General features: G+C 45.7%; 14 protein-coding genes and 1 riboswitch. Of the genes, 7 read left to right on the top strand and 7 right to left on the bottom strand.

From position 1 onward, the window contains the following. Nucleotides 1-155 precede the first annotated feature (155 nt). The 3 genes from AB4507_RS09320 to glyQ all read right to left on the bottom strand — a co-directional run bounded on the left by AB4507_RS09320 (nt 156) and on the right by glyQ (nt 5432). Nucleotides 156-2243, bottom strand: coding sequence for an alpha-amylase (locus tag AB4507_RS09320; RefSeq protein WP_372182572.1), 2088 nt, complete (start codon nt 2241-2243; stop codon nt 156-158). Between the two features lie 202 nt (nt 2244-2445). Continuing rightward, nucleotides 2446-4512: a glycine--tRNA ligase subunit beta gene (gene glyS, locus AB4507_RS09315; RefSeq protein WP_017071788.1), complete on the bottom strand. Its 2067-nt coding sequence runs from the start codon at nt 4510-4512 to the stop codon at nt 2446-2448. Nucleotides 4513-4514: 2 nt separating this feature from the next. Beyond that, nucleotides 4515-5432 (bottom strand): glycine--tRNA ligase subunit alpha, encoded by a 918-nt coding sequence (glyQ, locus tag AB4507_RS09310; RefSeq protein WP_017058815.1) that lies wholly within the window; start codon nt 5430-5432, stop codon nt 4515-4517. A 210-nt stretch (nt 5433-5642) separates the two neighbouring features. Then, a riboswitch (yybP-ykoY riboswitch) is annotated at nt 5643-5759 on the top strand. A gap of 93 nt (nt 5760-5852) precedes the next feature. Between glyQ and AB4507_RS09305 the strand changes: the two genes are divergently transcribed. After that, nucleotides 5853-6410 (top strand): TMEM165/GDT1 family protein, encoded by a 558-nt coding sequence (locus tag AB4507_RS09305; protein ID WP_004739245.1) that lies wholly within the window; start codon nt 5853-5855, stop codon nt 6408-6410. Nucleotides 6411-6557: 147 nt separating this feature from the next. Next, nucleotides 6558-6812, top strand: a complete 255-nt coding sequence (locus tag AB4507_RS09300) for a hypothetical protein (RefSeq protein WP_017058818.1) — start codon at nt 6558-6560, stop codon at nt 6810-6812. An 83-nt stretch (nt 6813-6895) separates the two neighbouring features. On the opposite strand, the gene tusA is transcribed toward AB4507_RS09300, so the two are convergent. After that, the gene (gene tusA, locus AB4507_RS09295) at nt 6896-7147 is read right to left on the bottom strand and encodes a sulfurtransferase TusA (protein ID WP_004736675.1); all 252 of its coding nucleotides are present in this window, start codon (nt 7145-7147) and stop codon (nt 6896-6898) included. Between the two features lie 149 nt (nt 7148-7296). Here tusA and AB4507_RS09290 point away from each other — a divergent pair, with 149 nt between their 5' ends. Further along, entirely contained in the window at nt 7297-7482 is a 186-nt protein-coding gene (locus AB4507_RS09290) for a hypothetical protein (RefSeq protein WP_004736674.1), read from the top strand. Between the two features lie 156 nt (nt 7483-7638). Next, the gene (locus AB4507_RS09285) at nt 7639-8580 is read left to right on the top strand and encodes a LysR family transcriptional regulator (protein ID WP_004736673.1); all 942 of its coding nucleotides are present in this window, start codon (nt 7639-7641) and stop codon (nt 8578-8580) included. A 135-nt stretch (nt 8581-8715) separates the two neighbouring features. Here the strand turns inward: AB4507_RS09285 and AB4507_RS09280 are convergent, their stop codons facing one another. The 3 genes from AB4507_RS09280 to fadB all read right to left on the bottom strand — a co-directional run bounded on the left by AB4507_RS09280 (nt 8716) and on the right by fadB (nt 13300). Then, entirely contained in the window at nt 8716-9696 is a 981-nt protein-coding gene (locus AB4507_RS09280; protein ID WP_017058820.1) for an MDR family oxidoreductase, read from the bottom strand. A gap of 242 nt (nt 9697-9938) precedes the next feature. Beyond that, nucleotides 9939-11102, bottom strand: coding sequence for an acetyl-CoA C-acyltransferase FadA (fadA, locus tag AB4507_RS09275; RefSeq protein WP_017058821.1), 1164 nt, complete (start codon nt 11100-11102; stop codon nt 9939-9941). Between the two features lie 26 nt (nt 11103-11128). Beyond that, on the bottom strand, nt 11129-13300 hold the full coding sequence (gene fadB / locus AB4507_RS09270) for a fatty acid oxidation complex subunit alpha FadB (RefSeq protein WP_372135609.1): 2172 nt from the start codon (nt 13298-13300) through the stop codon (nt 11129-11131). A gap of 227 nt (nt 13301-13527) precedes the next feature. On the opposite strand from fadB, the gene AB4507_RS09265 reads away from it, so the two are divergent. The 3 genes from AB4507_RS09265 to hemG are packed head-to-tail and all read left to right on the top strand — an operon-like array spanning nt 13528 to nt 16181. After that, a complete protein-coding gene (locus AB4507_RS09265) occupies nt 13528-14151 on the top strand; it encodes a YigZ family protein (protein ID WP_372182570.1) in 624 nt (207 codons plus the stop codon). A 34-nt stretch (nt 14152-14185) separates the two neighbouring features. Then, the gene (locus AB4507_RS09260; RefSeq protein ID WP_008223210.1) at nt 14186-15643 is read left to right on the top strand and encodes a TrkH family potassium uptake protein; all 1458 of its coding nucleotides are present in this window, start codon (nt 14186-14188) and stop codon (nt 15641-15643) included. A gap of 10 nt (nt 15644-15653) precedes the next feature. Continuing rightward, nucleotides 15654-16181, top strand: a complete 528-nt coding sequence (hemG, locus tag AB4507_RS09255; RefSeq protein ID WP_017058824.1) for a menaquinone-dependent protoporphyrinogen IX dehydrogenase — start codon at nt 15654-15656, stop codon at nt 16179-16181. Nucleotides 16182-16461: the final 280 nt, after the last annotated feature.

The following is a 16461-nucleotide window of genomic DNA, read 5'->3' as shown; positions in this document are numbered from 1 at the left end:
TTGCGACGCATAGCGCCAAATGCTCTAACACGTAAAAAACTTCTATAAAGTTTGGTTAATGAGTGACAGCTTGCTTATTGAACGTACCTTTAGCGATAAAAAAAGGAGAAGCCTAAGCTTCCCCTTTAGTTTCTGGTGTATATGTTAATGAAGGTTTAGTTCGAACCGGTATAAACGACTAATACCTTGTCATCTTGGTATTGGCGTTCGAACGCATAGTAGCCCTTGCTGTTACGGATGATGTGCTTACCCTGAGCAACGGCTGGGTGGCGTTGGCGGAATTGGCCAAGCGCTTGCCAGTGTTCTAGCAGCTCTGCACGTTCGCCAGTGATTTGATCCCAAGGCATGTCTGAGCGTGTGCCTTGCATTGGATCAGAACCCGTTGGGCCAAAGTCTCGGGCGATTTCATCGCCGTAATAGATCTGTACCGCACCGGGAGCCAGCATCAACGCGTTTGCAGCTTTGGTTTGTTTTGCAAAGTCACTGCCATGTTGTGTCCAGAATAGCGAGGTGTCGTGAGACGAAAGGTAACTCAGTACGTTGAACTCGCTGTCGTTGTTGATCTTCTCTGCGTATCGAAGGTAATCAGCATCAAGATCGGATAGGCACTTGAGCGCCTTTGGTGCGATATCACTCTGGAATTCAAAGTTGATGATCGAATCAAATCCGTTAGCGAAGTAATCTGATTTGACCACGCTGTGTGCCCATACTTCGCCAGTCATCCAAAATGGCAGGTCATCCAAGGCCTTGTCTGGGTTGTTCTGTTTCCACTCGGCAAGTGCCTGGTTGGTGCTCTCTTTCAGTTCTGCCCATGCTTCGAGTTCAACGTGTTTAGCGGTATCGACCCTGAAACCATCGACACCATATTCGCGCACCCAATCCGATAACCAAGTGATTAAATGGTTACGAGGTGTTTTGAGTTCATCGGTCGCGCTGGTGGACTTATTGCGATAGAAATTAGGCAGCCCGATTGTCTCTGTCGACTCTGTTTTGAAATCGGGCAGATGCGCCAAAGACATGGTGAGGTTATTGTAGCCCGGAGAGTCATAGGCGCCGATATCGCTGCGTAGCCAAGCTTTGCCCCACCACTTTTCCCACGCTTCTTTGTCGCTGTAAGAGATGTAGTTGTTGAAGTAGTGCCAGTTCTGACCTTTGGCAGGTTGCCAATCTGTCCAGTTTTCGCCAAGTGTTTGCTTGGCTTCTTCGTCAGTTAGGTTGAGCTTACCAAAATCAAACTCTTGCATGTCGGCAAGCGTCGCATAGCCGGTGTGGTTCATTACCACATCCCAAACAACACGAATGCCTTTGCTATGCGCGGTATCGATGAAGGTTTTTAGCTCGTCTTCGGTGCCCATGTTGTCATCGAGCTTGGTCCAATCTTGATGGTAGTAGCCGTGGTAGCCGTAGTGTTTGAAGTCACCTCGATCACCGCCGCCAACCCAGCCGTGGATTTGCTCTAACGGAGACGTTATCCAGATAGCATTAGCACCGAGTGATTCTATGTAATCGAGTTTTTCGGTTAAGCCTGCCAAGTCACCACCGTGGAAGGTGCCGATTTCGTCTTGTCCATCTTGGTTGCGACCGTAACTGTTGTCGTTATCAGGATTACCATTGTGGAAACGGTCAGTCATTACGAAGTAAACCGTGGCGTTATCCCAACTAAAGTCAGCTTTGGTTTCTGGTTCTACTTTCTCAAGCAGCAGAACACCTTGGCTATTTTCTGCTGGCTGCATGGTGACGCTGCCATTCGTTATTGTGACTTGTTTGCCTGAAAGAGCGTCTCTAACCACGGTGCCATCATCAAAGGTTTGAGCAACGTCGATGATGGTTGGTTCGTCACTAGGAACCGGACAAGCAAAGCTTTGTACTTGTTGTTGCTTCGGCTTTATCTGAACGGTCAGTTCATTGGTTTGTGGGTTGAGCATAAACTGATAGGTGTTAGCGCGAAAGATCTTGATATCTAATTCAGACTTCTCGGCGCAGTCGTCTAGGCGAAGGGGTTTATTGAATTTGATGCGGTTTTCTTCAGCCAGCGCATAGTTGGTGCCACAGGTATTTTGAGTATCGCTGATAGAGAAGGTATAGCTACCTTTCGCGAGTTCCTGTTCTGCAATCACGGTGCCTTTACCGGATGATTCGAATACGACAGTGTCGTTATCAATTGTCAGTAATAGGTTGTTGTCACTGGTTTGGCTGCATGCGCTGAGTGCGAGTATTGAAAGCGCGAGTACTGTTTTTTTCATTGTTCCCTTCCCCTGAATAAACAGGTCAGTTATAGCAAACAATGCCCTCTACAGTCTGAGTGCTGTTTCATTCAGTTAATCAATAAGACCTCTACAAACAAATGCTTGGTTCACAAAAACAAAAAGGGAAGCTTTCGCTTCCCTTTGGGTGTTTACCGTTAATTACTCAGAGTATGACTTAGAGTAATTGTCTCACTTGTGCTTATTTTTGCAGTAGAGAGATGTCAGCAATCTGTAGGAACAGGTTACGTAGGTTGTTCAGTAGCGTTAGACGGTTCTTCTTAAGCGCTTCGTCATCAGCCATAACCATTACGTTATCGAAGAATGCATCAACTGGTTCACGTAGATCAGCAAGCTTGCTTAGGGCTTCTTGGTAGTTACCTGTTGCGAATGCTGGTTCTAGTGCTTCCGTCATTACTTCAACGTTTTCAGCCAGTGCTTTCTCTGCGTCTTCTTGAAGAAGCGTTAGGTCGATTTCAGCTGGTAGCTCGCCATCGAATTTCGCAAGGATATTACCTACACGCTTGTTCGCTGCTGCTAGTGCTTCTGCTGCTTCCAGTTCACGGAAGTGAGAAACCGCTTTAACACGTTGGTCAAAGTCAGCAGGCTTAGTTGGACGACGTGCTAGTACCGCTTGGATGATATCAACGCTGAAACCAGCATCTTGGTACCATGCGCGGAAACGACCTAGCATGAAGTCGATAACGTCAGCTTCTACGTTTTTGTTAGTCAGCTTGTCGCCTAGTAGCTCTTTCGCTTTGCCGATCAGATCGGTTAGGTCTAGGTTGTAGCCGTTTTCAACGATGATACGTAGCACACCTAGAGACGCACGACGAAGTGCAAATGGGTCAGAACCTTTTGGTGCTTGGCCAATACCGAAGATACCTACGATAGTGTCTAGCTTGTCTGCCATTGCTACTGCTGAAGAGATACCAGTGCTTGGTAGATCGTCACCCGCGAAACGAGGCATGTATTGCTCGTAAAGTGCCAGTGCAACTTGCTCGTCTTCACCGTCGTGAGTCGCGTAGTGCATGCCCATCACACCTTGAGTATCCGTAAATTCGAATACCATAGAGGTCATTAGGTCACACTTAGCCAGTAGGCCAGCACGTTTAGACTTTTCAACGTCAGCATCGATTTGCTCAGCAATGTAGCCTGCAAGCTCTGTGATGCGGTCTGTTTTGTCTTTGATAGTACCCAATTGCTTCTGGAAGATAGCCTGGTCTAGTTCAGCAAGACGGTCGATAAGCGGGCGCTTACGGTCTGTGTTGAAGAAGAATTCAGCATCAGCAAGACGTGGGCGTACCACTTTCTCGTTACCTTCGATAACGTGACGAGGCTCTTTAGACTCGATGTTCGATACGAAGATGAAGTTCGGTAGTAGCTTCTTGTTGTCATCGTAAACAGGGAAGTACTTTTGGTCACCCTTCATGGTGTAAACCAAAGCTTCAGAAGGGACTTTTAGGAACTCTTCTTCAAACTTCGCTGTCAGTACTACTGGCCATTCAACCAGAGACGTTACTTCTTCAACAAGGTCATCTTCTAGGTCAGCTGTACCGCCAACCGCAGCTGCCGCTTTTTTCGAATCAGCAAGGATGATCGCTTTACGCGCTTCGTAATCTGCCATTACTTTACCGCGCTCTTCTAGGATCGCAGGGTATTGGTCAGCAGAGTCGATTGTGAACTCTTGTTCGCCCATGAAACGGTGGCCACGGATAGTACGAGCAGATGCTACGCCTAGGATTTCGCCTTCAACAAGCTCATCACCTAGTAGTACTGTCAGTGTTTTTACTGGACGGATAAATTGAATGTCTGAGTTACCCCAGCGCATTGCTTTAGGAATTGGTAGGCCAGCCAGTGCTTTCGCAGCAATGTCCATCACCAATTCTTGAACTGGTTTGCCAGCTACTTCTTGTTTGAAAAGAAGCCACTCGCCTTTGTCTGTTTTCAGACGGTCAGCTTGCTCAACAGTAATACCGTTACCACGAGCCCAACCTTGTGCCGCTTTGGTCGCGTTGCCTTCAGCATCGAATGCCACAGAAACAGCAGGGCCACGTTTCTCAACCACTTTGTCTGCTTGGCCTTCAGCCAGTGCCGTTACTTTAAGTGCTAGACGACGAGGTGCTGCGTACCACTTGATGCCTTCGTGAGAAAGCTCAGCCGTTTTAAGACCTGCTTCAAAGTTAGAAGCAAACGCTTCTGCTAGAGAACGAAGTGCTGTTGGTGGAAGCTCTTCCGTACCCAGTTCAATTAGAAAATTCTTCGCCATGATTATTTACCTTCCTTCTTACACATTGGGAAGCCAAGCGCTTCACGTGACGCGTAGTACGCTTCAGCAACTGATTTAGTCAGGTTGCGGATACGAAGGATGTAACGTTGACGCTCTGTTACAGAGATAGCTTTGCGCGCATCAAGGATGTTGAATGCGTGACCTGCTTTTAGAATGCGCTCGTAAGCTGGAAGCGGCAGTGGCTTCTCAAGCTCAAGTAGCTCTTTACACTCTTTCTCGCACTGGTCGAAGAAAGTGAATAGGAAATCTACGTCTGCGTGCTCGAAGTTGTACGTCGATTGCTCAACTTCGTTTTGGTGGAAGATGTCACCGTAAGTCACGTTAGAACCGTCTGGTGCTACGTTCCATACTAGGTCGTAAACAGAATCTACTTCCTGGATGTACATTGCTAGACGCTCGATACCGTAAGTGATCTCGCCAGTTACTGGCTTACACTCAAGGCCGCCAACCTGTTGGAAGTAAGTAAACTGAGTTACTTCCATGCCGTTTAGCCATACTTCCCAACCAAGGCCCCATGCGCCTAGTGTTGGGTTTTCCCAGTTATCTTCAACGAAGCGAATGTCGTGAACAAGTGGGTCAACACCAAGAACCTCTAGGGAGCCTAGGTACAACTCTTGGATATTGTCTGGCGATGGTTTTAGCGCTACTTGGAATTGGTAGTAGTGCTGCAGACGGTTCGGGTTTTCACCGTAACGGCCATCGGTCGGACGACGAGAAGGTTGAACGTAAGCTGTAGACATTGGCTCTGGGCCAAGTGCTCGTAGACATGTCATTGGGTGAGAGGTGCCTGCACCTACTTCCATATCTAGAGGTTGAACAATGGTACAACCGTTTTGAGCCCAGTAATCCTGCAGCGCGAGGATCATTCCCTGGAAGGTTTTGATATCGTATTTTTGCATAGTCAGGTTCGCGCGATTCTTTTAAATGAATGAGAAAAATAACCTCTGAGTATACCGAGATATTCGTAAAGCGAGTAGGGGTAATCTTGTTTAATTAGTGGTCTAAAATGTCGTTTAGTGGATTTTTGTGCCTTTAATGTTTGTTTTTCGGCACAAGTGGATATTTTGATAACTTTGACACTTGTGTTTGAAAGCATGGGCTATTAAAATCTCGCGGTCTTTGGGGAGTAGCTTACTTATTCATATCCTATTGAATGAGTTCGTTCGTCAACATAATTGATGCAAAATCATCATGGCGTTCGAGGCAACCACCACCTTGGTGGTGCTTAGCAAGACCATAGACAAGCATCGTGAACCGGGATGGGGCGCGAGGTTTGTCTTTGGTTAAATATAATAATCCCCATCCCAAATGAGCATGTCGTGAGCGTTTTAGCAATTTCAATTACAACTGTCGCCTTAGCCGAGATCGGTGATAAGACTCAGTTGCTATCTCTTTTATTAGCCAGTCGATATCGCAAGCCGATACCTATCATCGCAGCTATCTTCTTTGCCACCATTGCCAATCATGCCCTTGCAGCATGGCTCGGGGTCGTGGTTGCTGATTATCTTTCACCTGAAGTATTAAAGTGGGTGCTGGTGGTCAGTTTCATTGCGATGGCTGGCTGGATTTTGATTCCCGATAAGTTAGATGACGATGAACAGATCTCAAATCGAGGACCGTTTGTCGCCAGTTTTATCGCTTTCTTTATTGCTGAGATCGGCGATAAAACCCAAATTGCGACCTCTATCCTAGGGGCTCAATATGCGGATGCATTAGCGTGGGTGATTCTGGGTACAACCATTGGTATGTTGCTGGCAAATGTGCCTGTGGTGATCATCGGTAAGCTGTCTGCTGATAAGATGCCTCTTGATCTGATTCGTAAGATCACAGCCTTGCTATTCGTGGGTTTAGCTATCGCTGCTGCGTTTTACTCGTAAGTGTTTTGAGTCTTATTATACTCAATCAGTAGAGTAATGTGTTGTAGGTCATACTCTTACAGTATTGTGGGGTTTATCGAGCGAATGGACATATAACTGTCATACTTGTCATGATATTTTAATCTTGTGAGTTAAGAACACGAGGGCATGATTATGTTGACGCGTTATATGGGTATTACTCCACAAAGCCAAAGTTATCTATTTACTTTTGGTCTTGCACTTACACTGTTAGGCATGGTGTTGACGGACATGTGGCTGCCAATGGTCGCGGGTGCCATCATCATGACTGCACTTGCGGTAGAGGCTTGGATTCGGGTCGCGCATATTATTCCGATGCGCAAAGATATCCGAGAAATTCAGCATCAGCTGGAGCATCTGCAAAACAAATCTAGAAGCGAATAAACAAAAAGCCGCTCGTACTCTGAGTTCTGTTTAAGAACATAAGGTACGAGCGGCTTTTTTGATACTTGATAGTCGGTGGGGCGTTACGCCTCCAATCCCTTTCTGATCAAATACTGGTAAGGCAACGTTTCTGTTGCTTGGCCTACCAACTGGTGATCCATGAATCGACAAAAGCTCGGAATATCTCGAGTTGTCGAAGGATCGTCAGCTTTTACCAGTAACACATCGCCATCCTGCATGTTTCTAATTGTCTTCCTGACCATCATTACTGGTTCCGGGCAACGCAGGCCTTCAGCTTCTAAAGTATGGGTTGCCAGTTCAGGTTTGAATGTCATGGTTTGTATCTCTATATCTATCTAACGAGTGAATAATACGTCTGCAGAAAAAATATGCAATAAGTGCTTGGCAAACAGAATCATTTCCTATAACTTAGTTAACAAGTTGATAACAACTTGAAGCAAAGGCAACTAGCTAAGGAGTGGCGATGTTGACAGGATTAGATAGATTAACAATTTATTCGGTTCTCTGTTTTATTTCTTTTTGTGCGTTAGTACTACGCTCATCGACAGAGACCTCACTGATGCCTATTTTTGGCATAGTAGCAACGATTATTGGTATTTGGGTAGAGATGCGCCGTTGGCAAGGCATAGCCGAAGAGCAAGAGCACTAACCCGAATACAGCAAGCGAATTCCGATACGACAACATTCCGACACTATCCCCAAATTTTCTTGGGCTTCCCCGCGTAATTGCGGGATTTTTTTTATCTAAAGCATGCTATAAACAACTTAGTGACTAATGGCAATCGTATACAGCTAGGTAAGTGGCGTGGAATTAGAAGACATCTATCGTAGAGACCTTAATTTATTGGTCGCTTTAAAGGTATTGATTGAAGAGGGCAGCGTAAGCCAGGCCGCGCTTCGTCTTAACTTAAGCCAATCCGCAACCAGTCGAGTATTAGGGCGTTTAAGAGAATTACTAAACGATCCGTTGTTTACACGTCAAGGTCAGCACCTTATTCCTACCAAGAAAGCACTCGAGATCAGTCAGCGTATTGATCAGCCTTTGGAGTCTTTTCGCCAATTGCTGAGTCCGAGTGACTTTGACCCTTACTATTGCAGCGAACGTTTTCTGATCGCTACCACCGATTATGCGATGCAAACCATCTTGCCTTATGCGTTGCCTAAGATTTATGAACAAGCACCCAATATCTCTTTGGAGTTTGCTCCGTTGCAGCATGAGCATTTGTTTAAACAGCTCAGCACCGAACGCGTTGATATGGCGATCTGTCGTCCGAGTGGCAGCATTGCACCACTTCATCAAGAAGTCTTGGGGCCGGTTGGTGTGTCGTGTCTGTTATCTAAAAACCATCCATTAGCCGATCAACCTTTAAGCCTTGAAGACTATGTTTCACTCCCACATGCGATGATTGCGATCAGTGATGGTGTTAAGGCTTTATTAGACAACGCGTTAGCCAATCAACAGCCTCGTAAAATGGTGTTGCGTGCTTATCACCTTGAAGCTGCATTGGCGATTGTTGATAGAATGCCGTTGGTGATTACTGTGCCTGCTGATTTGGCTTATTTGGTAGCAGAGCGTTATGACTTGGTTGTTAAGCCATTACCATTTGAATTTATGCCGTTTGATTACTCACTGATCTGGCACTCGCGTTGCGATTCTTCTGCTTCACAACAATGGTTAAGAAGAGTGGTAAAAGAAGAGTGTGGTGAGTTGATTCAAAAACGGATTGCGGATGTCGGTTTGGGTTAACCGGATCTGAGTCTGAGTTCACTTGACCCGAATGACAAAAACGCAAAAGGGCTGATAAAAATCAGCCCTTTGTTGTTTTGGGTTATCCAAGTCTAAAGCCGTTGCTTAAGGTTTGATAACTTTATGTTTGAGAATCTATAGTTTAATGACTACGCGACCAGTGATTTGACCGTTAGTGATGTCTTCTGCTGCTTGAATTGCACCGTCTAAAGACACTTCTTTGGTTGCTTGAGCGTAGAAAGATTCTGGTAGTAGCTCAGCCAGTTGTTCCCACGCTTTAATACGTTTTTCACGAGGGCACATTACAGAATCAACACCTTGTAGGCGAACGTTACGCAGAATGAATGGCATTACCGTGGTTGGTAAGTCAAAACCGCCTGCTAGACCACACATCGCAACCGCACCGTTGTAATCAATTTGCGCCAATACTTTCGCAAGCACTTTGCTGCCTACCGTATCGATAGCGCCAGCCCACAGTTGTTTTTCTAGTGGCTTAGCTGGTTCTTCTAGTTCAGCACGCTCTACAATACGTGTCGCGCCTAGTGATTTAAGTAGTTCACCGTTTACAGAAGCACGGCCAGTCACTGCTGCCACTTTGTAGCCCAGTTGGTTTAGTAGAGTGATAGATACGCTACCTACACCGCCACTTGCGCCGGTAACTAGGATTTCACCGTCTTCTGGTTTGATGCCTGCATCTACGATAGCTTGCACACAAAGCATTGCCGTGAAGCCTGCTGTACCGATCGCCATGACTTTCTTAGCGTCTAGACCTTTAGGCATTGGCACTAACCAATCACCGTTTAGGCTCGCTTTTTCAGCCATGCCGCCCCAGTGACCTTCACCAACACCCCAACCCGTTAAAACAACTTCGTCGCCTGCTTTGTAGCGTGGGTCATCAGATTGTGAAACCACACCTGAAAGGTCGATACCAGGAACCATAGGGAAGTTACGAACAATGCGCCCTTTACCTGTAATCGCCAAACCATCTTTGTAGTTCAAAGAAGAGTAGCTAACATCAATCTTCACGTTACCTTCTGGTAATTGAGATTCTTCAATTTGAGAAACTGACGCGATAGTTTTTTTGTCTTCTTGGTTTAGTACAAGTGCTTTAAACATGATCTGCTCCGTGGAGGAATATTAGGAAACTGAAGTAACTTTAGTTGAATCATCCGAGAAAAAATAATGAAACATCAACATTGAATATATGCGTTTTGTGCATAGATGTCAGGGTTGGTTTTTCTCTCGTTGAGTTCGCTGAACGCAATCGATGCATTGTTGGATGCCAAGCAATAAAAAGTGCAGCTATATAAATATAGCTGCACAAAAGATTACCCTTCAAATATTACAGTCAGTAAACGCTATGGGCGTTCAAATACCGTTGCAATACCTTGGCCTAAACCAATACACATAGTCGCCAAGCCGTATTTCACGTCTTGTGCTTCCATCAGGTTGATTAGCGTCGTCGAGATACGAGAACCAGAACAGCCTAGTGGGTGACCCAGAGCAATCGCACCGCCGTTAAGGTTTACTTTCTCGTCAACAACATCCAGTAGACCTAAGTCTTTAGCACAAGGTAGAGATTGAGCAGCAAACGCTTCGTTTAACTCAATCACACCCATGTCTTCAATGGTTAGTCCTGCACGTTTAAGTGCTTTTTGGGTTGCTGGTACTGGGCCGTAACCCATGATTGAAGGATCGCAGCCAGCGATAGCCATAGACTTCACGCGAGCGCGAATCTTAAGGCCAAGTGCGTTAGCTTTTTCTTCGCTCATGATAAGCATTGCAGAAGCACCATCAGACAGAGCTGATGAAGTACCTGCTGTTACTGTGCCGTTTGCTGGGTCAAATACCGGACGCAGCTGGGATAAGCCTTCAACTGTTGTCTCTGGGCGAATGACTTCGTCGTAATCCAGAGTGAACAGAGAACCGTCTGCAGCGTGAGCTTCGGTTGGCAGGATTTCATTTTTGAAACGACCTTCAACCGTAGCTGCTTGAGCGCGAGCATGTGAGCGTGCTGCGAATGCATCTTGGTCTTCACGGCTAATACCGTGCATTTTGCCTAACATCTCAGCGGTTAGCCCCATCATGCCGGCCGCTTTTGCTACGTGTTTTGACATGCCTGGGTGAAAATCAACACCATGGTTCATTGGTACGTGGCCCATGTGCTCCACACCACCAATCAGGCAGATTTCAGCATCACCAACCATGATAGAGCGAGTTGCATCATGCAAAGCTTGCATAGATGAACCACATAAACGGTTGACTGTTACAGCACCAATCTCAATCGGTAGACCAGCAAGCAAGGCAGCGTTACGTGCAACGTTGAAGCCTTGCTCTAGTGTTTGTTGTACACAACCCCAGTAAATATCTTCAATTTCGACAGGGTTTACTTCTGGGTTGCGCTCTAAAATGCCTTTCATCAAATGTGCAGACAGATCTTCAGCACGAGTGTGACGGAAAGCTCCACCTTTGGAACGTCCCATTGGGGTGCGAAGGCAATCAACAACAACTACATTTTTCATTTTGCTATTCCTTTTCCAAATGTGGGTTACAGAGAACTGGCTTGTTGGCTGTCGTAAAAGCTTTCGCCCTTCGCTGCCATATCAAGCAATAGCTGAGGAACTTGGTACATTGCACCTAAGTCTTGGTAGCCTTTCGCCATTTCAACGAAGTTACCAATGCCCACACTGTCTAAGTAGCGGAATACGCCGCCTCTAAATGGAGGGAAGCCTAAACCGTAAACCAGTGCCATATCCGCTTCTTGCGGTGTCGCGATAATGCCTTCTTCTAGACAAAGCACCACTTCGTTGATCATTGGAATCATCACGCGCTGGATAATTGTTTGGTCATCAAAATCTTGTGGTGCTTGACATACGTCAGCCAAGATAGGAAGAATGTCTTCAGAGAAGGTCTTCTTCGGACGACCACGCTTGTCTACGCTGTATGTGTAGAAACCGCTGCCGTTCTTCTGGCCGTATTTTTCAGCGACATAAAGCGCGTCGATCGCATCACGACCTTCTTTGCCCATACGCTCTGGGAAACCTTGCGCCATTACGGCTTGTGCGTGGTGTGCTGTATCTAGGCCCACAACGTCTAGCAAGTATGCTGGGCCCATTGGCCAGCCGAACTTACGTTCCATCACTTTATCGATCTTGGTGAAGTCAGCGCCGTCACGTAGCAACATGCTGAAACCGCCAAAGTAAGGGAAAAGTACACGGTTAACGAAGAAGCCTGGGCAGTCGTTAACAACGATAGGGGATTTACCCATCTTCGCTGCGTAAGCAACCACGCGATTGATTGTTTCTTCTGAAGTATGCTCGCCACGGATGATCTCAACCAAAGGCATGCGGTGTACTGGGTTAAAGAAGTGCATGCCACAGAAGTTTTCTGGGCGTTTTAGAGATTTCGCTAACAGGTTGATCGGAATTGTAGAGGTGTTTGATGTTAGAACCGTGTCTTCACCAACCAAACCTTCCACTTCGCTCAGTACTGCTGCTTTTACTTTCGGGTTTTCTACTACTGCTTCAACAATCACATCCGACTGTTCTACACCCGCGTAATGCAGGCTTGGAGTAATAGAAGACAGAATACCTGCCATCTTGAATCCATCTAAGCGACCGCGTGATAAGCGTTTATTCAACAGCTTAGATGCTTCGTTCATACCTAGATCAAGCGATGCTTGTGCGATGTCTTTCATCATCACTGGCACGCCTTTTAGAGCTGATTGGTAAGCAATACCGCCGCCCATGATACCTGCACCAAGTACGGCTGCACGCTCAGTTGCTTTGTTTGCTGACTTACCCGCTTGTTTCGCTAAGCCTTTGATGTACTGGTCATTCAGGAATAAGCCAACTAATGCTTTTGCTTCTTCCGATTTCGCTAGCTTAACGAAGTGCTTACGTTCGATGTCGAGTGCTGCATCGCGATTGCTGCGTGCTGCTTCTTCAATCGCAATCACAGAAGTAATCGGAGCTGGGTAGTGAGGCCCTGCTTTTTGAGCAACTAAGCCCTTCGCCATGGTAAAGCTCATCATCGCTTCGAGTTTGCTTAGTGAAAGCGCTGATGTCTTTTGTTTACGGCGTAGCTGCCAGTCTAATTTTTCATTAGCAGCCAGAGAAACGGTATTGATTGCCGATTCTAGTAACTGGTCTGTTTCAACAATCGCATCTAACAAGCCAACTTTAAGCGCTTCATCTGCACGGCATGCTTTGCCTTGCGTGATAATTTCCATTGCGCTGTCAGCACCGATAACACGAGGTAGGCGTACACAACCACCAAAACCAGGCATGATGCCAAGTTTGGTTTCAGGTAGGCCAATGCTGGTGGTCTTGTCACCGATACGGAAATCGGTAGCGAGTACACATTCACAGCCGCCGCCAAGGGCATGGCCACGCATCATTGAAAGAGTTGGGACAGGAAGGTCTTCGAGCTTGCTGAAGATTGAATTAGCGAATCTTAACCATTCATCAAGTTCTGCTTCTGGCTTAGCAAATAGGCCAAGAAATTCAGTGATGTCTGCGCCTACAATGAACGCGTCTTTGTTTGAAGTTAAGATTAAACCACGTAATCCTGCGTGAGCATTAAGAGCATCTAACGCTTTATCTAGTGATTCTAAAGTAGCAAGGTCGAGTTTGTTTACAGAGGCTGGTGCACAGAAGCTTAATTCCGCAATACCATCTTGTAATTCCTTTACCTGTAGGGTGTTAGCTTGGTAAATCATTGTCTATCTCCATGACATACAATCCACGATTGTTTGAGAGAATCTTGTTATCTTTCTATTATTGTAGAATACCTGGTAAGACCAGTTATCTTAGTCTGTACCTCTGCTTGATTAATTTCAATACATTTTTTAAACAATTGTTTAACATTGTGCGATAGCACAGATCCTCTAACCCTTATTATTCACGCGTGATACACTTCGTCGCTCTTATTAACTAAGTTAACGATATGAATGAACAGCCTTATTTAATACCTTCTGCGTCGGCTCTGTTTGAAGAAGAGATAAAAAAGAGCGTCTTTATTACGCATCTTGCTCATACTCCAAGTGTTGAAGCTGCAAAACAGTTCGTAGAACAGGTGAAAAAAGAGCATTCTTCAGCACGACATAACTGTTGGGGTTTTGTTGCTGGTCGACCTGAAGACTCAATGCTTTGGGGTTTCAGTGATGATGGTGAACCCTCGGGTACAGCGGGTAAGCCTATCTTGGCGCAACTATCGGGCTCTGGTGTCGGTGAATTAACGGCTGTTGTGACGCGCTACTCTGGCGGAATTAAGCTTGGAACCGGCGGTTTGGTTAAGGCTTACGGCGGTGGCGTACAACAAGCTCTCAAGCTGCTTCAAACTATCGAGAAAAAAATAACCACAAAATTACGGCTAGAGTTAGACTATGGCTTTGTGCCGATCGCACAATCCATCATGGCTCAGCATCAGGCTGTTGAGATCCAAGCGGATTATGGTGTTCAAGTTGAGCTTATTATTGAAATAGAGCTCCTTCAGGTAGATTCGTTTACCCAAACCATGATCAATAAAAGCGGTGCTAAGGCACTGGTAACGAAAGTCAAAGACAACTAGGAAGTGTGAAGCATTTCGCTTCGTTCAATAGCTCATGCAATTTCGCTCAATTATTCGAATCGTCGGATTATTATTAGCACTTTTTAGTGTATCAATGCTTGCTCCTGCGCTCGTCGCACTGATCTATCGAGATGGTGCGGGTGTGCCATTTGTGACGACCTTCTTCGTTCTCTTATTCTGTGGAGCAACTTGCTGGTTTCCAAACCGACGTTATAAGCATGAATTGAAAGCGCGTGATGGCTTTTTGATTGTTGTTCTGTTTTGGACGGTAATCGGTAGTGCGGGTGCGCTGCCGTTTTTGATCGCCGATAACCCCAATGTGTCGGTAACCGATGCTTTCTTCGAATCCTTCTCTGCATTAACTACGACAGGTGCGACCGTAATTGTCGGCCTCGATGATCTGCCTAAGGCGATTCTTTTTTATCGTCAGTTCCTACAATGGTTTGGTGGTATGGGTATCATCGTATTAGCGGTAGCTATCCTCCCTGTTCTGGGTATCGGTGGTATGCAGTTATATCGTGCTGAAATCCCGGGTCCAGTAAAAGATAGCAAGATGACTCCGCGTATTGCTGAAACGGCAAAAGCGCTTTGGTACATCTACCTGAGCTTAACCATTGCTTGTGCAGTGGCGTTTTGGCTTGCTGGGATGAGCTTCTTTGATGCCATCAGTCATAGCTTCTCTACTATTGCGATTGGTGGCTTCTCGACTCACGATGCGAGCATGGGGTATTTCAATAGCCCTGCGATCAACATGATTACAGTTGTGTTCCTTCTTATATCCGCATGTAACTATTCGCTTCACTTTGCTGCATTTGCTTCAGGTGGTGTGCATCCTAAGTATTATTGGAAAGATCCTGAGTTCCGCGCCTTTATCTTTATTCAGGCAGTACTGTTCTTGGTTTGTTTCTTATTACTGCTCAATCATCACTCTTATGATTCGTACTACGATGCTTTCGACCAAGCCTTGTTCCAAACCGTGTCTATCTCTACGACCGCGGGTTTTACAACGACGGGTTTCTCAGAGTGGCCATTGTTCTTACCCGTACTGCTTTTGTTCTCTTCTTTTATAGGGGGATGTGCAGGTTCTACGGGTGGTGGTATGAAAGTGATTCGAATCTTACTACTTACTCTGCAAGGTGCTCGTGAAATGAAGCGTCTTGTTCACCCACGGGCTGTCTATACCATCAAGGTTGGCGGTTCTGCACTACCACAACGTGTTGTAGATGCGGTCTGGGGCTTCTTCTCTGCATACGCATTAGTGTTTGTGGTTTGTATGCTGGCTCTTATTGCAACTGGTATGGACGAGTTGAGTGCTTTCTCTGCGGTAGCGGCGACATTAAATAACCTTGGCCCGGGCCTTGGTGAAGTCGCGGTGCACTTTGGCGATGTGAACGACAAAGCAAAATGGGTACTTATCGTATCTATGCTGTTTGGCCGATTAGAAATCTTCACCTTATTAATCTTATTGACCCCTACGTTTTGGCGTAGCTAAGGACAACATTGTGGCAAAAGTTCTATTTTTGTATTCAAGCCGTGAAGGGCAGACCAAGAAAATCTTGAACTATATAAAAGAAGAAATGAGTGAGTTCGAATGTGAGCTTCAAGATCTGCACACTATTGGCAAGGTGGACTTTGCTCAGTACGACAGAGTGTTGATTGGCGCATCGATTCGTTATGGCCACCTTAATAAGAAGCTATATCAATTTATTGATGCCAACCTTACTCAGTTGCAATCAAGCAAGGTTGCGTTCTTCTGTGTTAACTTAACGGCGCGTAAAGAAGACCAAGGCAAAGATACACCAGAAGGCAGTGCGTATATTAAGAAGTTCCTTACCAAGTCTCCATGGCAGCCGACTTTAATCGGTGTATTTGCAGGTGCCCTCTATTACCCACGTTATAACTGGTTCGATAGAACCATGATCCGCTTTATTATGAATATGACAGGTGGTGAAACGGATACAACGAAGGAAGTTGAGTACACAAACTGGGAAAAAGTCTCTTTGTTCACTGAAAAACTGAAGAATATGTAAGATAAAAGCCTGCTTTTGAGGCGTTTTGAGTTCTTTTTAATCGAACGAATAAAAAAACGAAAAAAACTTAAAAAAGGGCTTGCCAGTGTGATCGAAATCTCTATAATGCCACCTCGCTGACACGGGATGGCTTCTTAGGAAACCAAAACGAATCAGCAGGTCAAATTAGCCAAGCTAAGCGCTTGAAAAAAGTTTTGAAAATAGTGGTTGACACTAAAACTTAAATCGCTAAAATGGCCGTCCGATTTGAGCGAAGCTCAAAAAGGAAAAGCTCTTTAAC

Source organism: Vibrio sp. 10N.222.54.A3, assembly GCF_041474095.1.
Classification (GTDB): Bacteria; Pseudomonadota; Gammaproteobacteria; order Enterobacterales; family Vibrionaceae; genus Vibrio; species Vibrio crassostreae_C.
The sequence above is the reverse complement of the archived record's forward strand: the minus strand, read 5'-3'. Positions and strand labels throughout refer to the sequence as shown.

Coding starts and splice junctions, on each gene's coding strand:
- AB4507_RS09290 (WP_004736674.1), top strand. CDS start 7,297: ATGTTGACAGGATTAGATAGATTAACAATTTATTCGGTTCTCTGTTTT.
- fadB (WP_372135609.1), bottom strand. CDS start 13,300: ATGATTTACCAAGCTAACACCCTACAGGTAAAGGAATTACAAGATGGT.
- AB4507_RS09260 (WP_008223210.1), top strand. CDS start 14,186: ATGCAATTTCGCTCAATTATTCGAATCGTCGGATTATTATTAGCACTT.
- glyQ (WP_017058815.1), bottom strand. CDS start 5,432: ATGCAAAAATACGATATCAAAACCTTCCAGGGAATGATCCTCGCGCTG.
- fadA (WP_017058821.1), bottom strand. CDS start 11,102: ATGAAAAATGTAGTTGTTGTTGATTGCCTTCGCACCCCAATGGGACGT.
- AB4507_RS09280 (WP_017058820.1), bottom strand. CDS start 9,696: ATGTTTAAAGCACTTGTACTAAACCAAGAAGACAAAAAAACTATCGCG.
- tusA (WP_004736675.1), bottom strand. CDS start 7,147: ATGACATTCAAACCTGAACTGGCAACCCATACTTTAGAAGCTGAAGGC.
- AB4507_RS09320 (WP_372182572.1), bottom strand. CDS start 2,243: ATGAAAAAAACAGTACTCGCGCTTTCAATACTCGCACTCAGCGCATGC.
- AB4507_RS09265 (WP_372182570.1), top strand. CDS start 13,528: ATGAATGAACAGCCTTATTTAATACCTTCTGCGTCGGCTCTGTTTGAA.
- glyS (WP_017071788.1), bottom strand. CDS start 4,512: ATGGCGAAGAATTTTCTAATTGAACTGGGTACGGAAGAGCTTCCACCA.
- AB4507_RS09300 (WP_017058818.1), top strand. CDS start 6,558: ATGATTATGTTGACGCGTTATATGGGTATTACTCCACAAAGCCAAAGT.